This is a genomic window from Mycolicibacterium sp. Y3, from assembly GCF_051188035.1.
Lineage (GTDB): Bacteria > Actinomycetota > Actinomycetes > Mycobacteriales > Mycobacteriaceae > Mycobacterium > Mycobacterium fluoranthenivorans.
In genome coordinates, this window is sequence record NZ_JAVQLT010000001.1 from 964780 (window position 1) to 984354 (window position 19575).

The window sequence follows — 19575 nt, forward strand, 5'->3', positions numbered from 1 at the left end:
CGCGCGGCAGGATGGCGATATGCGCGCCGCACTTCTGACCGCCAGGGGAGGTCCGGCCGATTCGGTCGGCGACCCATTGGTCCTGGTACACGGGTTGATGGGACGCGGCAGTACCTGGTCTCGTCAGCTGCCGTGGTTGACCCGGTTCGGGGCGGTGTACACCTATGACGCCCCCTGGCACCGGGGTCACGAGGTCGAGGATCCGCATCCGGTCAGTACCGAGCGTTTCGTGGCGGATCTGGCCGACGCGGTGGCCGAACTGGGCCGGCCGGCGATCCTGATCGGGCACTCCATGGGTGGGTTGCACTCCTGGTGTCTGGCCGCCGCGCGGCCGGAGCTGGTGAAGGCGGTGGTGGTGGAGGATATGGCGCCGGACTTCAAAGGCCAGACCACGGGGGCCTGGGAGCCGTGGCTGCATGCGCTGCCGCTCGAGTTCACCTCGGCGCAGCAGGTTCATGACGAGTTCGGCCCGGTGGCCGGGCAGTACTTCCTCGATGCCTTCGACCGGACGCCGTCCGGCTGGCGCCTGCACGGCCCGCCGGCCAAATGGATCGAGATCGCGGCGCAGTGGGGCACCCGTGACTACTGGGAGCAGTGGCGGGCGGTCCGGGCACCGGTTCTGCTACTGGAGGCCGGGGGCACCGTCGCCCCGCCGGGCCAGATGAAGCGGATGGCAGAGCTCGGGCACCGCACCACATATCTGCACGTACCGGGCGCCGGACACCTCATCCACGACGACGCGCCGAAGGAATATCGCGCCGCCGTGGAATCGTTCCTATCGACGTTCGCCCAGGACACCTGAGGACGGCCAGGACGGGCTCTGTTCCCACCGGGTACGCACGGCATCCAGCTCGTGTTGGATGCGGGCCGCGTCATAGTGGGAGCTGCGGGAGACGTCCGGATCGGTGTCGAACAGCCGGTCCCAGGTCGAGGTCGGCACACGGAATTGGTCGACGTGGAACCGCAGGACATGGGAGCGATTGGCCAGCCAGCCCAGGGTTATCGCGAGGGCGAAGGGGGCCAACAAGATCAGGATGGCGAGGGCAACGGTCATGGCAGTAATTGTTCGACAGTCGATATCCAGCCGAACAGTGGCAGCACTGCCTCAGTTGGATAACATGCTGCCATGATTAAAAGCGTATCGGCGATGGTGCTGAACGGTCTAGCGGTTTTCGAGTTCGGGGTCATCTGCGAGGTCTTCGGAATCGACCGGTCCGCCGACGGTGTGCCCAACTTCGACTTCAAGATCTGCGGGCCGGTCGCCGGTGAACCGTTGCGCACCTCGGTGGGTGCTCAGATCACCCCTGATCACGATTTCTCGGCGCTCGTCGGCGCCGACCTGGTCGCCGTCCCCGCCGTCACCACCCGGTACGGCGAATATCCCGAAGAAGCCCTGGAAGCGCTGCGGGCGGCCGCGGCCGCCGGCTCGATCATCCTCACCGTGTGCTCGGGCGCGTTCGTGGTCGGCGCGGCGGGCCTGCTGGACGGACGGCCGTGCACCACGCATTGGATGCACGCCGACGAACTCGCACGCATGTATCCGACCGCGCGGGTGGACCGCAATGTGCTCTTCGTCGACGACGGCAACCTGATCACCAGTGCCGGTACCGCCGCCGGTATCGACGCCTGCCTGCATCTGGTCCGGCGCGAGCTCGGCAGTGAGGTCACCAACAAGATCGCCCGCCGCATGGTGGTGCCGCCCCAGCGCGACGGCGGCCAGCGCCAGTACATCGACCAGCCCATCCCGATCCGATGTTCGGAAGGATTTGCCCCGCAACTGGATTGGATCCTGGCCAACCTCAAGGAACCGCACACCGTCGGGACCCTGGCCGCCCGCGCCAGCATGTCGGCGCGCACCTTTGCCCGACGCTTCGTCGAGGAGACCGGCACCACCCCGATGCAGTGGGTCACCGACCAGCGCGTGCTCTTCGCGCGGCGGCTGCTGGAGGAGACCGACCTGGACATCGACCGCGTCGCCGACCGGTCGGGCTTCGGTACCGCGACCCTGCTGCGCCACCACTTCCGCCGCGTCATCGGGGTGACGCCGTCGGACTACCGGCGCAGTTTCGCCCGCGCGTCGTGAATTTCGCCCTCGCCTGCCAGCGCGAACAGGCCGTCAGCGGTCTGCTCCACCAACCCGTCGACCAGGAGTGAGTCCAGGGCGCGGTCCCGCTGGGCGGTATCGGAGGTCCAGGCCACGTCCAGGGCGGCCCGGGTGACCGGCGCGGTGCTGCCGCGCAACACGTCGAGCAACCTGCCGCGCACCTGGCGATCGGTGCCCGCATACTTCTGCACCCGGCGCGCCGGTGTCTCCCCGGCCTCCCTGGTGGGATAGCCCGCAGCGCGCCAACCGCAGGAGCTCAGCGGGCACAGCCCGCATTTCGGGCTCCGGGCCGTGCACACGATTGCGCCCAGCTCCATCAGTGCGGCCGAAAAGCGTTGGGCCGCAGCATCTTCTTCGGGTAACAGGGCCGCAACGTCGTCGAGGTCACGGGCGCGGGCCGGTGCCTCGTCGCGAGCGTGCACGGCGCGCGAGAGCACCCGCCGCACGTTGGTGTCCACCACCGGCACCCGCTTGCCGTAGGCGAAACATGCCACCGCCCGTGCGGTGTAGGCCCCGACCCCGGGCAGCGTCAGCAGTGTTTCCACATCGTCGGGCACCACGTCGCCATGTTCGGCCGCGATGGTCGTCGCGCACTCGTGCAGACGCATGGCCCGTCGTGGGTAACCCAGCTTGCCCCACGCGCGCAGCACCTCGGCCGGCCCGGCGGCCGCGGTGGCCGACGGTGTCGGCCACCGGCCGATCCAGTCCAGCCAGATCGGCTCGACCCGCGACACCGGCGTCTGCTGCAGCATGAACTCGCTGACCATGATCTGCCACGCCGACACCCCCGGTCGGCGCCACGGCAGGTCGCGCTGGGCGTGACCGAACCAGGTGATCAGCTCGAGCGAGTCGATGGCCGGGTCGATCGTTGCCGGCATCTCGGGCAGAATGTGCGTCATGCCGAACTCGAACCCGATATCCGCGTGGAAGGCACTCAAGGAGGGTAACGAGCGCTTCGTCGCCGGCGAACCGGTGCATCCCAGCCAGGGCATCGCCCACCGGGCGAGCCTGACCGCCGCGCAGAAGCCCACCGCGGTGGTGTTCGGCTGCGGTGACAGCCGGGTGGCCGCGGAGCTCATCTTCGATCAGGGTCTGGGCGACATGTTCGTGGTCCGTACCGCGGGACATGTCATCGATTCGGCCGTGCTCGGGTCCATCGAATACGCGGTGGTGGTACTCAACGTGCCGCTGATCGTGGTGCTCGGACACGACAGCTGCGGCGCGGTGAAGGCGACCCTGTCGGCGCTGGACGAGGGTGCGGTGCCCGGCGGCTACATCCGCGACATCGTCGAGCGCGTCACCCCGTCCATCCTGCTGGGCCGCCGCGACGGTCTGACCAGGGTCGACGAGTTCGAGGCCCGGCACGTCACCGAGACCGGCGCGCAGTTGATGGCGCGGTCGACCGCCATCGCCGAACGGGTGACTGCCGGCACGCTGGCAATCGTCGGCCTCACCTACCAGCTGTCCGACGGCAAGGCTGTGTTGCGAGATCATCTCGGTGATATCGGCGAGGCTTGACGCGTAAGCGCGGATCGGATAAAAGCCTGAGGCCGACACGCCGGGCCGCCTCGGACGGCAGCGCGTGAGCGCGGCTTACCGTTGAGATCGTGCTTGACGTCGAACCGCATGGTGGCCCTACGCCGTCCCAGATCTACCGGCGGCGCCGGATTGCGGCGATCGGGATCGCGGTCGTCGTACTCGCGGTGGTCGTCGGCATCGTCGCGATCGTGGTGGCAAACAGCACCAGCTCGGGAACGCCGACCGCGGACAAGACCGCAGCGACGAGCGCCAACGCGGCGCCCACTCCGCTTCCCGGTGAGACCCCGGGCGTGAAGACACCGGTGGTGCCCGCCCAGCAGGCACCGGTACCCACGCCGACGCCGACCGCGGCGGTTACGCCGCCGCCGGTGCTCAAAGAGGGTGACGACTGCCCCGATTCGACCCTGGCGGTCAAGGGCATCACCAGTGCCCCCGACTATGTGATGGGGGATCAGCCGAAGTTCACCATGGTCGTGACGAACATCGGGCTGGTGGCGTGCAAGCGTGACGTGGGTGCGGCCGTGCTGTCGGCCTACGTCTACTCGCTGGACAACAACCGACTGTGGTCGAACCTGGACTGCGCCCCGTCCAACGAGACCCTGGTGAAGACCTTCAACCCGGGCGAGCAGGTCACCACCGAGGTGACCTGGACCGGTATGGGTTCGGCGCCGAACTGCCCGCTGCCGCGCTCGCCGATCGGCCCCGGCACGTACAACCTGCTGGTGCAGCTGGGTAATCTGCGGTCGGCCCCGGTGCCGTTCATCCTGGCCGAGTCCAAGCCCGCCGACCCGGGCGCACCGCCCGCCGAGCCGGCCGCACCCCCGGCAGAGCCGGCACCGGCCCCCGCGCCCGCACCCGGCGGATAGTCAGGCCAGCTGGTCGGCGATCGTCGACTCGGCCAGCTGCGACAGGCCCTCGCGGATATGCCGGGCCCACATCGAGCCGATCCCGTCCACCGATTGCAGATCGCTGGCGCTGGCCGCAAGCACGCCCTGCAGCGACCCGAACGACCGGACCAGCAGGTCGACATGGGCGAACTGCAGTCGCGGGATACCTGCCATCGCGCGGTACCCGCGGGAGCTCATCGCCGAATCCTGTGCCTCGACCGTGGAGGGATAGCCGAAAACCCTTGCCAGAGCAGTGAAGTCGAGCAACTCGTTATAGGAGAGCGCGTCCAGCTCCTCCATGGTGGCGGTGACCTGAGCGGCACTCGGCGGATCCGGGTTGGCGTGATAGTCGCGCACGATCAGTTCTCGGGCGGTGCCGTTGTCACCCACCAGCTCCTCCAACTGCAGCTGCAGCTGCCGCCCGTCGGTGCCCAGCTCGACCACGTCGGCGTCGATCTCCAGGCTGATCCGGCGGACCATCTCCAGGCGTTGCACCACGGTCATGACATCGCGCAGCGTGACGAAATCCTCGATCTCGGCCGTCGAGAGCTGGCGGTTGACCTCGTCGAGGCGCGACTTGTAGCGCTCCAGGGTGGCGATGGTCTGGTTGGCTCGCGACAGGATGGTCGGGGTGTCCGGGACGACGTGGCGCTCGCCCGCGACGTACACGGTCACGATGCTCATCGAGTGGCTGACCGAGATCACCGGATACCCGGTCTGTACCGCGGTGCGTTCCGCGGAGCGGTGCCGCGTGCCGGACTCCTCGGTGGGGATGGACGGGTCCGGCACCAACTGGACGTTGGCGCGCAGGATCCGGGTGCCGTCACTGGACAGCACGACGGCACCGTCCATCTTCGACAGCTCCCGCAGCCGGGTCGGTGCGTAGCGGACATCGAGGGCGAACCCGCCGTCGCAGATCGCGTCCACGCCGTCGTCGTAGCCGAGCACGATGAGCGCCCCGGTACGGCCGCGCAGGATGCGCTCCAGGCCGTCACGCAGGTCGGTGCCCGGCGCCAGCCGCCCGAGCGTTTCGCGCAGTGTGGGCCGCGTCAGATGCACCACAGTGCGGCCCGCCCTGGACTTCACCGACATCGCGCCTCCTTGGATTGGCCGCCATTGTCCGTGATGGACTTCAGAACCCGCAATGCCTCGCCGATGTTGGCCGCGGTGCTGATGCGCAGCCCGGTCGGCACATCGGTGACCCCGGGCGGCACCACCGCGTGCCGGAAACCGAGCCGGGCAGCCTCGGCCAGCCGCCGTTCCATCCCGCTGACCCGGCGTAGGTCCCCGGCCAGACCCACCTCGCCGATCGCCACCACGGTGGCCGGGACGGGCAGGTCGGTCTGCGCGGAGGCGATGGCCAGCGCCACCGCAAGATCCGACGACGGGTCGGTCAGCCGCATCCCGCCGACGGTGGACAGGTAGATGTCGTTGCCTCCCAGCCGCAGACCGGCCCGCTTCTCCAGTACCGCGGTGATCATGGCGGCTCGGGCGGCGTCGATACCGCTGACCGCGCGCCGCGCGGTGCCCTGGGCCGCGTTGCCGATGAGGGCCTGAACCTCACCGAGCAGCGGCCGTTTGCCGTCCAGCGTGACCGTCACCGCGGTGCCGGACACCGGGGCCGGGCGTTGGTCCCGGAACAGCCCGGACGGGTCGGCGACACATTCGATACCGTTGTCGCGCAACAGGAAGCAACCCACCTCGTCGGAGGCCCCGAAGCGATTCTTGACACCGCGCACCATCCGCAGTGCCGATGCCCGGTCGCCCTCGAAGTGCAGCACCACATCCACCAGGTGTTCCAGTGAGCGCGGGCCGGCGATGGCTCCGTCCTTGGTGACGTGGCCGACCAGCAGCAGGGACAAGCCGTCCGGTCCGGCGGATTTGGCGTAGGACGTCAGCGCGGTGGTGACGGCGCGGACCTGGGTGACGCCGCCGGTCACGCCCTCGGCCTCGGTGGTGGACATCGTCTGCACCGAATCGACCACGACCAGGCTGGGCCGGACCGCCTCGATATGGCCGAGCGAGGTCTGCAGATCGGATTCGGCCGCCAGGTACATCTCGTCGTGGGTGCACCCGGTGCGCTCGGCCCGAAGGCGGATCTGGCCGGCCGACTCCTCGCCGGACAGATAGAGCGCCCGCTTGCCGGCGCGGGCCCACCGGTGGGCCACCTCCAGCAGCAGCGTGGATTTGCCGACGCCGGGATCCCCGGCCAGCAGCGTGACCGAGCCCGGCACCAGGCCACCGCCCAGGACCCGGTCCAGTTCACTGACCCCGGTCGGGAGGTGCCGGGTGACCCCCGGGTCGATCGAGGTGATGGGGACGGCGGGGGAGGTCGGGGTGACCGCGCGACGGATCGACTTCCCGTCGAATGAGGTCAGTGCGGCGACTTCGTTGACCGTGCCCCAGGTGCCGCAATCCGGGCAGCGGCCGACCCATTTGGCCGTGACGTACTGACACTCGGAACACCGGAATTGCGAACGTACTTTCGAAGCCACGCTCAAACGGTAGCTGCCGGGGGCGACAGATCCGTCAGATCGTCAGTGGTGTCCGCCCGTGTCGGCGTCGGCGCCTTCGGGTGCCTTCTCGGTTCCCGCATTGGGCTCACCGTCGCGGCGCGGGGTCTCACCGGCCGAGATCGGCACGGCGACGGTGGTCTGGCCGGACTTCTCGAAGTCGAAGGTGAAGTGGTAGGTCAGCCCGTTGGTGATCGGCTTGGTCAGCGCCACCTCGGCGGTGACCGCGTCGGCGCGTTCGGCGGCGTCGAGCGCCTTCAGCTGGCCGTCCGGTTCGCCCACCACCAGCACGCCGGCGGCCGGGACGGTGCCGTCGCCGGTCAGGGTCACCTCGCCGATGTCGGAGGTGATCGACACGAGCTTGTCGTTGACATCCGCCGAGTTGTTGGCGGCGACCAGCAGCAGCTCGACATCGCTGCCCGGCTGGACGTAATCGGAGGTCTGCGGGGCGCGCAGGTGCACATTGCGCAGGGCGATGTTGCCCGCCGTCGCGGCCGCCCCGTTGACGGCCGGTTCCTGGTTCGCGGTCTGGGATACCTGGCCGGAGCCGCAGCCGGTCAGGGCGACGCTGGCCATCAACGCGCATGCGGCCAGGCCGGTGAGGGCCGTTGCGCGCCTATCGAAGCGGTTCTTAGAGACCACTGCAGCCACTGGAGCCTCCTGATCGGCCGACGGAATTCAACTATGCACAGTAGTAGGTCGGCATCGGCCGCGGTAGCGGAGGGTTGGGCAGGGCCGATCGAGGGTCCCCGCCGCGCTCCGGATGGACCGCTCGCGGGTCGGCGCGAGGTCCGAAAACCGTTGTGCCGTTGCACGTATTGGCCACCGTGTCAACCCCTAGTCTTCACTTCCTATGCCCCTGACCTGCATAGTTGATCCGCGCGTGTGGGTGCCCCGTGCTAAGATTGAGAAGTGAAAGGGGCTCTAATCTGATGATTTTCAAGGTCGGAGACACCGTCGTCTATCCACACCACGGTGCTGCATTGATCGAGGCGATCGAAACCCGCACCATCAAAGGCGAGCAGAAAGAGTACCTCGTCTTGAAGGTCGCCCAGGGTGATCTCACCGTTCGAGTCCCAGCTGAGAACGCCGAATATGTGGGTGTGCGCGACGTTGTGGGCCAGGAAGGCCTCGACAAGGTATTCCAGGTGCTGCGTGCGCCGCATACCGAGGAGCCGACCAACTGGTCGCGCCGGTACAAGGCAAACCTGGAGAAGCTCGCATCCGGGGATGTGAACAAGGTGGCCGAGGTCGTTCGCGATCTGTGGCGCCGGGATCAGGAACGCGGTCTGTCCGCCGGCGAGAAGCGAATGCTCGCCAAGGCGCGTCAGATCCTCGTCGGCGAGCTCGCGCTCGCCGAGAACACCGATGACGAGAAGGCTGAGACCATTCTCGACGAGGTGCTGGCCGCAGCTTCCTAGTTGTTCACGTCGATCGACTACTAGACGTGGAGCTGCCGCGCGTCGGTCTGGGTACCGACGTTCATCCCATCCAGGCGGGGCGGCCGTGTTGGCTGCTGTGCCTGCTGTTCGACGATTCGGACGGCTGCGCCGGACACTCCGATGGTGACGTCGCAGCACATGCATTGTGCGACGCGCTGCTCAGCGCCGCCGGTCTCGGCGACCTGGGCAGCGTGTTCGGCACCGATCAACCACAGTGGCGGGGCGTCACCGGCGCAGACATGTTGCGCCATGTGCACAACCTGGTGCGGGCCGAAGGCTTCCGCGTGGGTAACGCCGTCGTGCAGGTGATCGGTAACAGGCCGAAGGTCGGGCCGCGGCGTACCGAGGCGCAGCAGCTGCTGTCCGAACTGCTGGACGCGCCGGTCTCGGTATCGGCGACCACCACCGACGGACTCGGTCTGACCGGTCGCGGCGAAGGTCTGGCCGCGATTGCGACGGCGTTGCTCGTTTCGGCCGAATAGGCCGGTAGGCTGGCCCGTCGTGAGCGAAGCGAACGGTTGGCCGTTGTGAGTGAAACGAACGGTTGGCCGAGGTGACTGGACTGCGGCTATACGACACCCTCTCGGGTGGCGTTCGTGATTTTGTACCGCTGCGGCCCGGCCATGCCTCCATCTACCTCTGCGGGGCCACGGTTCAGGGGTTGCCCCACATCGGACACGTCCGCAGCGGTGTCGCCTTCGACGTCCTGCGGCGCTGGCTGACCGCGAAGGGTTTCGACGTGGCGTTCATCCGCAACGTCACCGATATCGACGACAAGATCCTGAACAAGGCCGCCGACGCGGGCAGGCCTTGGTGGGAATGGGCGGCGACCTTCGAGCGGGCGTTCACCGAGGCCTACGACGCGCTCGGGGTGCTACCGCCGTCGGCCGAACCGCGGGCCACCGGGCACATCACCCAGATGGTCGAGTTGATCGAGCGGCTCATCGAGCGCGGCCACGCCTACGCCGCGCAGGGCGATGTGTACTTCGACGTGCTCAGCTACTCCGAGTACGGCGCGTTGTCCGGGCACCGGATCGAAGACGTCCACCAGGGTGAGGGTGCCGGCACCGGAAAGCGCGACCAGCGGGACTTCACCCTCTGGAAGGGCGCCAAGCCGGGGGAGCCATCCTGGCCCACCCCGTGGGGCCCGGGCCGGCCGGGCTGGCACACCGAGTGCGTGGCGATGTGCGAGTCGTACCTAGGGCCGCAGTTCGACATCCATGCCGGTGGTATGGATCTGGTGTTCCCGCACCACGAGAACGAGATCGCCCAGGCCAAGGCGGCCGGAGACGGTTTCGCGCAGTACTGGCTGCACAACGGCTGGGTCACCATGGGCGGCGAGAAGATGAGCAAATCGCTGGGCAACGTGCTCGCGATTCCGGCCGTACTGCAGCGGGTTCGGGCCGCAGAACTGCGCTACTACCTGGGCAGTGCGCACTACCGGTCGATGCTGGAGTTCTCCGAGAACGCCTTGACCGATGCCGCCAAGGCCTACACCGGCGTGGAGGAGTTCCTGCACCGGGTGCGCAGCAGGGTCGGCACCGTGGTGCCCGGTACGTGGACCGAGAAGTTCGGTGCGGCCCTCGACGACGACCTGTCGGTGCCGATCGCGCTGGCCGAGGTGCATTCCGCCCGGGCCGAGGGCAATCGCGCGCTGGATGTCGGTGACCACGAAACCGCCATGGCGGCAGCGCAATCCGTGCGGGCGATGATGGGCATCCTGGGTTGCGATCCGCTCGACGAGCGCTGGGAATCGCGCGATGAGACGTCGGCCGCGCTGGCGGCGGTGGACGTACTGGTGCACTGGGCGTTGGCGGGCCGGGCCGAGGCCAGGGAGAATAAGGACTGGGCGGCCGCGGACGCAATCCGGGACCGCCTCAAGGAGGCCGGAATCGAGGTCACCGACACCGCAGACGGACCGCAGTGGTCGCTGCTTGAGGGAGACACGAAGTAAATGGCGGGGCGAGCGAAGCGACGGGACGAATAGTGGCGGGTAATTCACAGCGCCGCGGCGCCGTCCGCAAGGAAGGCACCAAGAAGGGCCCGACCGTCGGTTCCGGCGGTGTGCGCAGGCGCGGGCTGGAGGGCAAGGGCGCCACGCCGCCCGCACATCAGCGGCCGCACCACCCGGCGGGCAAGAAGGCCGCCAAGGTGGCCCGGCAGAATCAGGGCAGGCAGCAGCGCAAGACCGATGAGGTCGAGGTCGTCCTCGGTCGTAACCCCGTGGTGGAGTGTCTGCGGGCCGGTGTCCCGGCCACGGCGCTCTGGGTGATGCTCGGCGTGGATGCCGATGAGCGGATCACCGAAGCGGTGAAGCGCGCCGCGGATTCCGGTATCTCCATCCTGGAGGTACAGAAGCATGATCTGGACCGGATCGCCAGCAACGGGCTGCATCAGGGGCTGGCCCTGCAGGTGCCGCCGTACAGCTACACCCACCCGGACGACCTGCTGAAGGCGGCGCAAAGCGACAGCACGCCCGCGCTGCTGGTGGCGCTGGACAACATCTCCGATCCCCGCAACCTGGGTGCCATCGTGCGCTCGGTGGCGGCTTTCGGCGGGCACGGAGTGGTGATCCCGCAACGACGTTCGGCCTCGGTGAGTGCGGTGGCCTGGCGGACCAGTGCGGGTGCCGCCGCCCGGTTGCCGGTGGCCAGGGCCACCAATCTCAATCGGACGCTCAAGAGCTGGGCCGACGCCGGTCTGCAGATCGTCGGCCTCGATGCCGGCGGCGACACCGAACTGGACGACTGGGATGCCTCGGTGCCGACGGTCGTGGTGGTCGGCTCCGAGGGCAAGGGGCTGTCGCGCCTGGTCCGGGAGAACTGCGATGCCATCGTGTCCATCCCGATGGCCGGCCCGACCGAGTCGCTCAACGCCTCGGTGGCCGCAGGTGTGGTGCTGGCCGAGATCGCCCGGCAGCGCCGCCGCTAGAGGCCGAACACCCGGACACCGGCCCACAGGCACACGACCGCCACCCCCAAGCTGAGCGGGACGGTGAGCAACCCGACCCGGGTGAACTCGGCGACGCCCGCGGTCATGCCCTCGCGGCGGATGATGTTTCGCCACAACAGGTTCGCCAGTGACCCCGGGTAGGTGGCGTTGGGGCCCACGTTGACGCCGATCAGCACGGCCAGTACGGCCGCCGGCCCGGCCGCTGCCACCACCGGGAGCAGCACCAGCACGGCGGGCAGATTGTTCACCACATTGGAGAGCACCGCCGCCACCGTGGCGATCAGCAACAACGACGGCAGCGAAGTGCCCAGCGGCACATGGGTCTTCATGAAATCGCCCAGACCGTGTCGCATGACGGCGTCGACGATGACACCCAGGCACAGCACGAACACCAGGAACGGCACGTCGACGGCCTTGGCGATGCCGGTCACGCTGCTGCGCCCGCGTGCCAGGCTGCGCACCCCCAGCACCACCGCGCCGGCGAGCGCCGCCCAGGCGGGCGCGATGTCGAGGGCCGAGGTGACCGCGAAGCCGGCCAGGGTGAGCCCGAGCACGACCAGGACGAACACCGGGATGTCGGCCGGCGGCGGCGGTTCCTCATGAGGCGAGGGCGCTGCCAGCTCACGCCTGAAGATCAGGCGCAACAACAGGTATTCGACCGCGATCACCGCCAGCCAGGGCAGCACCATCACGGTCGCGAACATGGCGAACGAGATGCCCGCGGCGCCGAAGGCGAGCAGGTTGGTCAGGTTGGACACCGGTAGCAGGAGCGAGGCGCTGTTGGACAGGTGCGCGGTGGCATAGGCATGCGGTTTCGGTGACACGGCCAGCGTCCGGGCCGTTGCCAGCACGACCGGGGTCAGCAGCACCACGGTCGCGTCCAGGCTGAGCACGGCCGTCGTCGCCGCGGCGAGCACGAACACCCCGCCGAGCAGGCGGTGCGGATCGCCACGGCTCAGCCGCGCCATCGTGGTCCCGGCGGCCCGGAACAACCCCTCGTCATCGCATATCCGCCCGAGCGCCAGCACGGCGGCCAGAAAACCGGTCACCGGGAGCAGTTCGCCGATCTCCGCGGCAGCCGAGTCCATGGTCACCACGCCGGTGAGCAGGAGCAGCCCGGCGGCGGGGGCGGCCACGGCGACCTCCGGCCAGCGGTGCGGCCGCACCATGGTGAAGACGAGCACGAGCGCCAGAAGGGCAGCCGAAAAGACCAGAGGGGTGTTCAAGGTTCTGTCAGATCCAGGGATCCGTTGACTGCCACAATGTCGGCAGGTGCAGGCTGACCCCGTCCTGCTCGGCGAGCCGGGCCAGCACCCGCATCGACACGTCGAGGTCGTCCGCGGCGTAGGGCAATGCCCGGAGCGGCACGTCCAGCGGTCGGAAGAAATCGTCCCAGTGGATCAGCACCACCCGCCGTGCTCCCACGGTGCGCACGGTCTCGGTCCAGTAGTCGAGCAGATAGCGCTCGGGCTGCAGGCCCAACTGGCCGATGCCGAGGTAGACGACCTCGGCGCGGTGCCCGGCCAGCGCACCGGGGACGAAACCGGCGCTGCCGACGATCAGCAGTCGCCGGCCCGACGGCCGATGGTGCACCACCGTGGACCATGCTTCGCCACACCGATATGCCGCGGCCCGCACCGGCGGGCGCACCGGTGCGGTGATCGGGCCGGGGAATCGGTCGGGTGGGCAGTGCTCACCGACGATGAGCGTGATCTCGAAAGCACCGAGGCGCACCGGAACACCGGGAGTGGCCAGGACGATCTTCTCGGGCGCGAGCCCGTGGCCGAGGTGGGCCACGGAGTCGCACCCCACCAGCGCGGCGCCCGTACGTTCGGCCACCACCGCGGAATCCATCGCGTGATCGAAGTGGGTGTGTACCGGCAGCACCGCGTCGAGGCTGCGCACCCCGAGCCGAGCCAGACAGCCGTCGATGCGCGGAGCCGACGGCGCGATGCGCGCCAACCCGACCCGCAGCAGGGCGGGCCGGCTGAAGAACCCGTCCGTCATCACCGCCGACGTCCCGTCGTCGACCAGGAGGGTGGTGACGCCGGCCCAGGTGACCGTCAACGGCGCCGGGCCGGCCGCGGGCAGATCGAAGAACCGCGCGTAGTCGCCGAGGTCCGGGCGTCCGGGTTTCAGGCGCATCCCTCCACCCTAGGGGGCGGGACGTGCCCCATACCGGCGGTGGAACTTCTCGACCTGGCCGGCGGTGTCGATACGCCGGCTCGATCCCGTCCAGAACGGGTGCGAATCGCTGGTGACGTCCACGACGATCAGCGGATAGGTGCTGCCCTGCCAATCGACTGTGCGGTCGCTGGTCGCCGTCGAGCGGGTCAGGAACATCGCCCCGGTGTTGGCGTCGGCGAACACGACGGGGTGGTAGTCGGGATGGATCTCAGCCTTCATTGCTTGCCTCCTTGTTCGCGTCGACATCGGCCTGCAGTGAATCGCAGGGGTCGTGATGCCAGTCTCCGAAGGGATCCGGGTAGTGCGCCCAGTCCCGCGGTCGGGCCAACTCGTCATCGGTGAGCAGGGCCCGGTTCAGTGCGCCGGTGATGACATCCGGATCGGCACCGCACACCAGTGCCGTCATCGCGATGTGCCGGTCGCCGAAGCGGTCGTCCCAGATCGAGCCGGCCAGCGCGATGCGCTCCGGGTCGACATAGGCGCGTTCGGCCGGGTCCATGTCCGCCAGCCAGGTACCACAGTGCCCCACACCGAGCCCGCCCCCTGCGGACTCGATCCAGACGACCACGTCGGGCTGGCTCGCGATCCAGGCCCGGCCGCGGATGCGGACCACGCCGTCGAGCAGATCGTCGATCGCATGATGTAGGCGCAGAGGGTGAAAAGGCCTGCGCGCGTTGAACTCCAGCAGGCTCACGGGCCCGTCGGGCCGCAGCGGTGGCTGGCCGGCCAGCAGTGGATCGTGTGGATCGTCGGGTCGGCCCCGGCGGGCCAGCGGATCGAGGTTGGCCAGGGCCAGCTCGACGTTGTCGGTACCGACGGTGATCCGGGCCCGCGGCGCCAACCGGCGCAGCACCGCGAGGGTGGTGGCCTCGGGTGCGGTGAGCACCAGCACATCGGCGAACTCGGCCTGGGCCACCACCACCTGCGCGACGGTCTGGGAGTGCTCGAGGTCCACCTCCAGGTCGTCGTCGCCGAGCGCTTGGGCGAGCCAGCCTTCGGACTCGATACCGGTGACCACGGCGGTGACGACGACATCGCGGCCGGCGGGCCCGTCGATGTAGCCGGGGCCGATATGAAGGGGAGTGCGCTCGATCGCGGTGCACAGCGACTCGGGGTCGGCCCAGGTGGGCAGGGCGACCGCGATCCGGGACACGTCGTCGCGCCGGTGCAGCCGTCGCAGCAGTGGCAACAGGTCGGCGCGGATGGCGCAGTTCAGACACCCCGTCACCTCGATCGGCCACACCGAGATGATCCGCCGCTCGGCACGCATCTCGGTGATCTGCCGAATCGCCAGATGTCCTTCGATCGCATAGCCGACGCTGATCGTGCCCGGGGAACGGATCAGGGTGTCCGCCACATCGTCTGCTGGTCCCTGACCGGCCACCAGCACCACTGGGGTCCGCATCGCGCCTCCTGCACTATTGAAAACGATTGCCATTAACGTATCCGTACGCTACCGTGCCGACATCGACTTGTCGAAAATCATTTCCATTAAGCATAGGAGGTTCACGTGTCGGCGCACTGCCAAGTCACCGGCCGCGCACCGGGTTTCGGTAACCGGGTGGCACACTCGCAGCGGCGCACCCGCCGTCGCTGGAATCCCAATATCCAGCTCAAGACCTACTACCTACCCTCCGAGGGGCGTCGGGTCCGGCTGCGGGTCAGCGCCAAGGGCATCAAGGTCATCGACCGGGACGGGATCGAGGCCGTCGTCGCCAGATTGCGCCGGGACGGAGTGAAGATCTGATGGCCCGCAACGAGATCCGGCCCATCGTCAAGCTTCGGTCCACCGCGGGAACCGGCTACACCTATGTCACCCGCAAGAACCGCCGCAACGACCCGGACCGGCTGGTGCTGCGCAAATACGACCCGGTCGTGCGCCGGCACGTCGATTTCAGGGAGGAGCGCTGATGGCCAAGACCGCCAAGATCGTGGGAAACGAGCGGCGCCGTGCGACGGTGGCACGCTATGCGGAGAAACGTGCCGCGCTCAAGGAGACCATCCGGCTGCCGTCCAGCAGTGCCCAGGAACGCGCGGCTGCCCAGGCGGCCCTGCAGCGGTTACCGCGTGACGCCAGCCCGGTGCGGGTGCGCAATCGGGATTCCGTCGACGGCCGGCCGCGGGGGCATCTGCGCAAGTTCGGGCTGTCCCGGGTCCGGGTGCGCGAACTCGCGCATCGCGGCGAGCTGCCCGGTGTGCGGAAGGCGAGCTGGTGATGGCGGACAAGCGCAAGCGGCCCGCCGCACCGGAGCTCAAGCGGCCCAAGGTGAACCGGCTCAAGGCGCTCGGTGTCAGCCATGTCGACTACAAGGACGTGGCCGTGCTGCGCACTTTCCTGTCCGAACGCGGCAAGATCCGGTCGCGGAGGATCACGGGGCTGACACCGCAGCAGCAGCGACAGGTCGCCACGGCCATCAAGAACGCCCGCGAGATGGCGTTGCTGCCCTAACCGGTGAACGCCGCGAGCGTGGCCCCCTCGGCCTCCAGGCGGGACCGTACGGCATGCGCGATCCGCACCGCATCCGGTGAATCACCGTGTACGCACACGGATTCCACGGTGACGGCGATGGTCGATCCGTCGATCGCGGTCACCTGACCGTCTCGCACCATCGAGGTCACCCGCTCGGCGATCCGATCCGGGTCGTGAAGCACCGCATCGGGCTGGCGGCGCGATACCAGCTGACCGTCGGCGCGATATGCCCGGTCGGCGAACGCCTCGGCCACGGTGCGCAGGCCGAGCTTGGTGGCCGCGTCGAAGAACGCCGAACCGGCCAGGCCGAGTACCGGCAGCGCGGGATCGACGGCATGCACCGCTTCGGCCACGGCCATGGCTTGGTCTCGGTGGGTGACGATCGAGTTATATAGTGCGCCATGGGGTTTCACATAGGACACCGACGATCCCGCGCTCTGGGCGATGGCCTGTAGCGCGCCGATCTGGTAGATGACGTCGGCCCGCAGGTCATCGGGCTCGGCATCGATGAACCGGCGCCCGAATCCGGCCAGGTCGAGATAGCTCACCTGTGCACCGATGCGCACGCCACGCTCGACGGCGGCCCGGCAGGTGCGCACCATGCCGGCGGGGTCACCGGCGTGGAAGCCGCAGGCCACGTTCGCGCTCGTGACGATATCGAGCATGGCGTCGTCATCGCCGAGGCGCCATATTCCGAAACCTTCACCGAGGTCGGCGTTGAGGTCGACTCTTACGCTCATGGCTGTCGATTCGCTCCGCAAGCGTCGCTCATGGCTGTCGATTCGCTCCGCAAGCGTCGCTCATGCCGGCAACTCCGCACGCGGCCAACAGTTCTCCGAGACGAACTCGGGCAGCGGGCGCCCGAAGGCCCAGTTGTCGATCTCCAGGGCGGGCCGCGGCGGGAAATCCGGGACCGGACCCAGGCACAGGATGGCCACCGGCTCGGCGTCGGCCGGCATGTTCAGCAATGCGGCCAGCCGGGCCGGGTCGAAGATGGACACCCAGCCCATGCCCAGACCTTCGGCGCGCGCGGCGAGCCAGAGATTCTGGATCGCGCAGGACACCGAGGCCAGGTCCATATGCGGCATGGTGCGGCGGCCGAATACGTGCGCCTGCCTGCCCTCGCCGAGGGCCACCACGAACAGCTCAGCGCACTCCAGGATGCCCTCGACCTTCAGCTCGAGGAACTCCTCGCTGCGGGTGCCCAACGCCGCCGCCGTGGCCCGGCGCTCCTCGTCCACCAGGTCGTGCATCTGTACGCGCAGGGCCGGATCGGTGATCCGGATGAACCGCCACGGCTGCATCAGCCCGACGCTGGGCGCGGAATGAGCGGCGGCGAGCAGGCGTGCCAGCACGTCGGCGGGAACCTCCGTGCCCGGGACGAACCGGCGCATATCGCGGCGCTCGGCAATGGCCCGGTACACGGCCTGGCGGTCGGTGTCGCTGAACGCGTGATCGGTCACCATCGCAGCCTAGGCTGGTCGGATGAGCACGCGTGCGCAGGTTCTGATATCGGCGGCAGAACTAGCCGAAAGGGTTGAATCAGGTTCCCCTGTGGCGATTCTGGACGTGCGCTGGCAGTTGTCCGAGCCGGACGGCCGGGCGGCCTTCGAACGGGGCCACCTGCCGGGCGCGGTGTACGTATCGCTTGAGGACGAGTTGTCCGATCACCGGGTGAGCGGCCGCGGCAGGCACCCGCTGCCCTCCGGCGCGGCCGTGCAGGCCGCGGCCCGCCGTTGGGGCGTGTGTGCCGGCGTGCCGGTGGTGGTCTACGACGACTGGAACCGCGCGGGTTCGGCCCGGGCCTGGTGGGTGTTGACCGCAGCGGGGATCGGCGACGTGCGCATCCTCGACGGCGGGCTGGCCGCGTGGCGCGGCGACCTGGCGACCGGCCCCTCGATCGCCGAGCCGGGCGATGTGACCGTCACGCATGACGACCTGTACTCCGGCGCCCTTGCGACCTTGACCGCCGAACAGGCCGCCGAGGCCCCGGTGCTGCTCGACGCCCGCGCTCCGGAACGGTTCCGCGGTGAGACCGAACCGGTGGACCCGGTGGCCGGTCACATCCCCGGCGCACGCAACCTACCGAGCACCGCGGTACTGGCCGCCGACGGCACCTTCGCGCTGGACGCGCTCCCCGAATTCGAGGGACCAGTCGGGGCGTACTGCGGCTCCGGCGTCACGGCCGCCGTCCTGGTGGCGGCATTGACCGCCGCGGGTGTGGACGCGGCACTGTTCCCCGGTTCCTGGTCGCAGTGGAGTGCCGACCCGGCGTTGCCGGTCCAGACCGGGAACTGACCGACGCACTCAGTGCGTGTGGGTGACACCCCAGGCCGGCAGCGGGTCGGGGAACCTGGTCCAGTGCTGTTCCCCGACGCGCAGTTCGGCGTCGGTGAGCAGCGCCTCTCGCAGCAGCGCGTCGATCCGGTCCCGGTCGATGCGGACCCCGATGAACACGATCTCCTGCCCCGGGGCGATCTCGGTGGACGACCAGTACTGGGCCGGCTCGATCACCAGATTCGGGCCGGCCTGCGACCAGATGGCGGCGATCGTGGGACGGCTGGCGATCCAGCAGAAACCCTTGCTGCGCAACAGTCCCCGCATCTGCTCGAGCGCCGACGCCAGTCGGTGGGGGTGGAACGGCCGATCGGCGCGGAAGGTCATCGAGGCGATGCCGTACTCCTCGGTCTCGGGGGCGTGGCCGTCGGCGATCTCCTCGTCCCAGCCGGGCGCGTTCGCGGCGGCGATCGGGTCGAACAGTCCGGTGTCCAGCACCTCGTCCAGGTCGACCACGCCGTGGTCGGTGTGGATCAGTTTCGCCGACGGGTTGAGTCGGCGCAGGAGTGTCTCGACGGCACCGAGCCGGGCGGCCGACACCAGGTCGGTCTTGTTGAGCAACAGCACGTCGGCGAACTCGACCTGGTCGACCAGGAGGTCGGCGATATTGCGGGCGTCGCCGTCACCTGCGCTCATATCCCGTTCCGCCAGGGCCTGCCCGCGGGCCAGCTCGGTCAGGAACGTCGAGGCGTCCACGACGGTCACCATGGTGTCGAGACGGGCCAGCTCGCCGAGGCGGAAACCGTCCTCGAACTGCCACTCGAAGGTTGCCGCGACGGGCATGGGTTCGGAGATCCCGGTGGATTCGATCACCAGCTGGTCGAAGCGGCCCTGCCGGGCGAGTGTGCCGACGGCTTCCACCAGGTCTTCGCGCAGCGTGCAGCAGATGCAGCCGTTGGTGAGCTCGACGAGTTTCTCGTCGGTCCTCTCCAGGTGACCCTGGCCGACGACGAGCGCGGCATCGATGTTGATCTCGCTCATGTCGTTGACGATGACGGCGACCCGTCGGCCGTCCCGGTTGGCCAGGATGTGGTTGAGCAGCGTGGTCTTTCCGGCGCCGAGGAAACCGGACAGCACCGTCACCGGCAGTTGCACCGCGGATGTCATGAAACTCCTTAATGGAAATGATTTTCAATAAATCATG

At 68.7% G+C, this 19575-nt stretch carries 25 protein-coding genes; 13 read left to right on the forward strand and 12 right to left on the reverse strand.

The genetic code is table 11. From position 1 onward, the window contains the following. The first annotated feature begins 19 nt into the window (after window positions 1-19). Complete coding sequence (locus tag QN239_RS04700; protein WP_499008376.1) at window positions 20-802, forward strand: alpha/beta fold hydrolase; 783 nt, start codon at window positions 20-22, stop codon at window positions 800-802. Here QN239_RS04700 and QN239_RS04705 read toward each other — a convergent pair. Then, window positions 776-1054, reverse strand: coding sequence for a hypothetical protein (locus QN239_RS04705; RefSeq protein ID WP_499008378.1), 279 nt, complete (start codon window positions 1052-1054; stop codon window positions 776-778). The genes QN239_RS04700 and QN239_RS04705 overlap by 27 nt on opposite strands. A 72-nt stretch (window positions 1055-1126) precedes the next feature. Here QN239_RS04705 and QN239_RS04710 point away from each other — a divergent pair, with 72 nt between their 5' ends. After that, on the forward strand, window positions 1127-2083 hold the full coding sequence (locus tag QN239_RS04710) for a GlxA family transcriptional regulator (RefSeq protein ID WP_090354151.1): 957 nt from the start codon (window positions 1127-1129) through the stop codon (window positions 2081-2083). Here the strand turns inward: QN239_RS04710 and QN239_RS04715 are convergent. Continuing rightward, a complete protein-coding gene (locus QN239_RS04715) occupies window positions 2053-2982 on the reverse strand; it encodes an iron-sulfur binding domain-containing protein (RefSeq protein WP_499016592.1) in 930 nt (309 codons plus the stop codon). The genes QN239_RS04710 and QN239_RS04715 overlap by 31 nt on opposite strands. Before the next feature lie 19 nt (window positions 2983-3001). Between QN239_RS04715 and QN239_RS04720 the strand changes: the two genes are divergently transcribed. Both QN239_RS04720 and QN239_RS04725 read left to right on the forward strand, forming a co-directional pair. Continuing rightward, complete coding sequence (locus tag QN239_RS04720; protein WP_499008380.1) at window positions 3002-3622, forward strand: carbonic anhydrase; 621 nt, start codon at window positions 3002-3004, stop codon at window positions 3620-3622. A gap of 89 nt (window positions 3623-3711) precedes the next feature. After that, window positions 3712-4509: a hypothetical protein gene (locus QN239_RS04725; protein ID WP_090354155.1), complete on the forward strand. Its 798-nt coding sequence runs from the start codon at window positions 3712-3714 to the stop codon at window positions 4507-4509. Here the strand turns inward: QN239_RS04725 and disA are convergent, their stop codons facing one another. Genes disA through QN239_RS04740 form a run of 3 tightly spaced genes read right to left on the reverse strand, consistent with a single transcriptional unit; the run spans window position 4510 to window position 7619 of the window. Next, entirely contained in the window at window positions 4510-5622 is a 1113-nt protein-coding gene (gene disA / locus QN239_RS04730) for a DNA integrity scanning diadenylate cyclase DisA (protein ID WP_499008381.1), read from the reverse strand. Next, entirely contained in the window at window positions 5613-7025 is a 1413-nt protein-coding gene (gene radA, locus QN239_RS04735; RefSeq protein WP_499008382.1) for a DNA repair protein RadA, read from the reverse strand. Before radA ends, disA begins: the two co-directional genes overlap by 10 nt. A gap of 42 nt (window positions 7026-7067) precedes the next feature. Beyond that, window positions 7068-7619 (reverse strand): copper chaperone PCu(A)C domain-containing protein, encoded by a 552-nt coding sequence (locus QN239_RS04740; RefSeq protein ID WP_499016594.1) that lies wholly within the window; start codon window positions 7617-7619, stop codon window positions 7068-7070. 356 nt (window positions 7620-7975) lie between these two features. Here QN239_RS04740 and carD point away from each other — a divergent pair, with 356 nt between their 5' ends. From carD to rlmB, 4 genes are all read left to right on the forward strand, one after another. Then, the gene (gene carD, locus QN239_RS04745; protein ID WP_024451602.1) at window positions 7976-8464 is read left to right on the forward strand and encodes an RNA polymerase-binding transcription factor CarD; all 489 of its coding nucleotides are present in this window, start codon (window positions 7976-7978) and stop codon (window positions 8462-8464) included. Window positions 8465-8490: 26 nt separating this feature from the next. After that, complete coding sequence (ispF, locus tag QN239_RS04750) at window positions 8491-8967, forward strand: 2-C-methyl-D-erythritol 2,4-cyclodiphosphate synthase (RefSeq protein ID WP_499008383.1); 477 nt, start codon at window positions 8491-8493, stop codon at window positions 8965-8967. Window positions 8968-9029: 62 nt separating this feature from the next. After that, window positions 9030-10439 (forward strand): cysteine--tRNA ligase, encoded by a 1410-nt coding sequence (gene cysS, locus QN239_RS04755; RefSeq protein WP_499008384.1) that lies wholly within the window; start codon window positions 9030-9032, stop codon window positions 10437-10439. Window positions 10440-10471: 32 nt separating this feature from the next. After that, the gene (rlmB, locus tag QN239_RS04760; protein ID WP_090354165.1) at window positions 10472-11416 is read left to right on the forward strand and encodes a 23S rRNA (guanosine(2251)-2'-O)-methyltransferase RlmB; all 945 of its coding nucleotides are present in this window, start codon (window positions 10472-10474) and stop codon (window positions 11414-11416) included. On the opposite strand, the gene QN239_RS04765 is transcribed toward rlmB, so the two are convergent. From QN239_RS04765 to mrf, 4 genes are read right to left on the reverse strand one after another with little or no spacing between them, the layout of a single operon-like run. Further along, window positions 11413-12663, reverse strand: coding sequence for an SLC13 family permease (locus tag QN239_RS04765; RefSeq protein WP_499008385.1), 1251 nt, complete (start codon window positions 12661-12663; stop codon window positions 11413-11415). The two genes, rlmB and QN239_RS04765, sit on opposite strands and share 4 nt — an antisense overlap. A gap of 7 nt (window positions 12664-12670) precedes the next feature. Then, on the reverse strand, window positions 12671-13582 hold the full coding sequence (locus tag QN239_RS04770; RefSeq protein ID WP_499008386.1) for an MBL fold metallo-hydrolase: 912 nt from the start codon (window positions 13580-13582) through the stop codon (window positions 12671-12673). Window positions 13583-13591: 9 nt separating this feature from the next. Further along, window positions 13592-13843, reverse strand: a complete 252-nt coding sequence (locus tag QN239_RS04775; protein WP_090354170.1) for a type B 50S ribosomal protein L31 — start codon at window positions 13841-13843, stop codon at window positions 13592-13594. Beyond that, window positions 13833-15029, reverse strand: coding sequence for a ribosome hibernation factor-recruiting GTPase MRF (gene mrf / locus QN239_RS04780; RefSeq protein WP_499008387.1), 1197 nt, complete (start codon window positions 15027-15029; stop codon window positions 13833-13835). The genes QN239_RS04775 and mrf overlap by 11 nt, the downstream gene beginning before the upstream one ends. A 105-nt stretch (window positions 15030-15134) precedes the next feature. Between mrf and rpmB the strand changes: the two genes are divergently transcribed. The 4 genes from rpmB to rpsR are packed head-to-tail and all read left to right on the forward strand — an operon-like array spanning window position 15135 to window position 16073. Next, window positions 15135-15371: a 50S ribosomal protein L28 gene (gene rpmB / locus QN239_RS04785; protein WP_090354172.1), complete on the forward strand. Its 237-nt coding sequence runs from the start codon at window positions 15135-15137 to the stop codon at window positions 15369-15371. Beyond that, window positions 15371-15535 (forward strand): 50S ribosomal protein L33, encoded by a 165-nt coding sequence (gene rpmG / locus QN239_RS04790; protein WP_024451593.1) that lies wholly within the window; start codon window positions 15371-15373, stop codon window positions 15533-15535. The genes rpmB and rpmG overlap by 1 nt, the downstream gene beginning before the upstream one ends. Then, window positions 15535-15840: a 30S ribosomal protein S14 gene (rpsN, locus tag QN239_RS04795; RefSeq protein ID WP_499008388.1), complete on the forward strand. Its 306-nt coding sequence runs from the start codon at window positions 15535-15537 to the stop codon at window positions 15838-15840. The genes rpmG and rpsN overlap by 1 nt, the downstream gene beginning before the upstream one ends. Beyond that, the gene (gene rpsR, locus QN239_RS04800) at window positions 15840-16073 is read left to right on the forward strand and encodes a 30S ribosomal protein S18 (RefSeq protein ID WP_499008389.1); all 234 of its coding nucleotides are present in this window, start codon (window positions 15840-15842) and stop codon (window positions 16071-16073) included. Before rpsN ends, rpsR begins: the two co-directional genes overlap by 1 nt. On the opposite strand, the gene QN239_RS04805 is transcribed toward rpsR, so the two are convergent. Beyond that, window positions 16070-16834 carry a LamB/YcsF family protein gene (locus QN239_RS04805; RefSeq protein ID WP_499008390.1) on the reverse strand — a complete coding sequence of 255 codons (765 nt, stop codon included), beginning with the start codon at window positions 16832-16834 and terminating at the stop codon, window positions 16070-16072. The genes rpsR and QN239_RS04805 overlap by 4 nt on opposite strands. A gap of 60 nt (window positions 16835-16894) precedes the next feature. Then, complete coding sequence (gene bluB, locus QN239_RS04810) at window positions 16895-17557, reverse strand: 5,6-dimethylbenzimidazole synthase (protein ID WP_499008391.1); 663 nt, start codon at window positions 17555-17557, stop codon at window positions 16895-16897. A gap of 22 nt (window positions 17558-17579) precedes the next feature. Between bluB and QN239_RS04815 the strand changes: the two genes are divergently transcribed. Further along, entirely contained in the window at window positions 17580-18392 is an 813-nt protein-coding gene (locus QN239_RS04815) for a sulfurtransferase (protein WP_499008392.1), read from the forward strand. Between the two features lie 9 nt (window positions 18393-18401). On the opposite strand, the gene QN239_RS04820 is transcribed toward QN239_RS04815, so the two are convergent. Continuing rightward, complete coding sequence (locus tag QN239_RS04820; RefSeq protein ID WP_499008393.1) at window positions 18402-19538, reverse strand: GTP-binding protein; 1137 nt, start codon at window positions 19536-19538, stop codon at window positions 18402-18404. Between the last annotated feature and the right edge of the window lie 37 nt (window positions 19539-19575).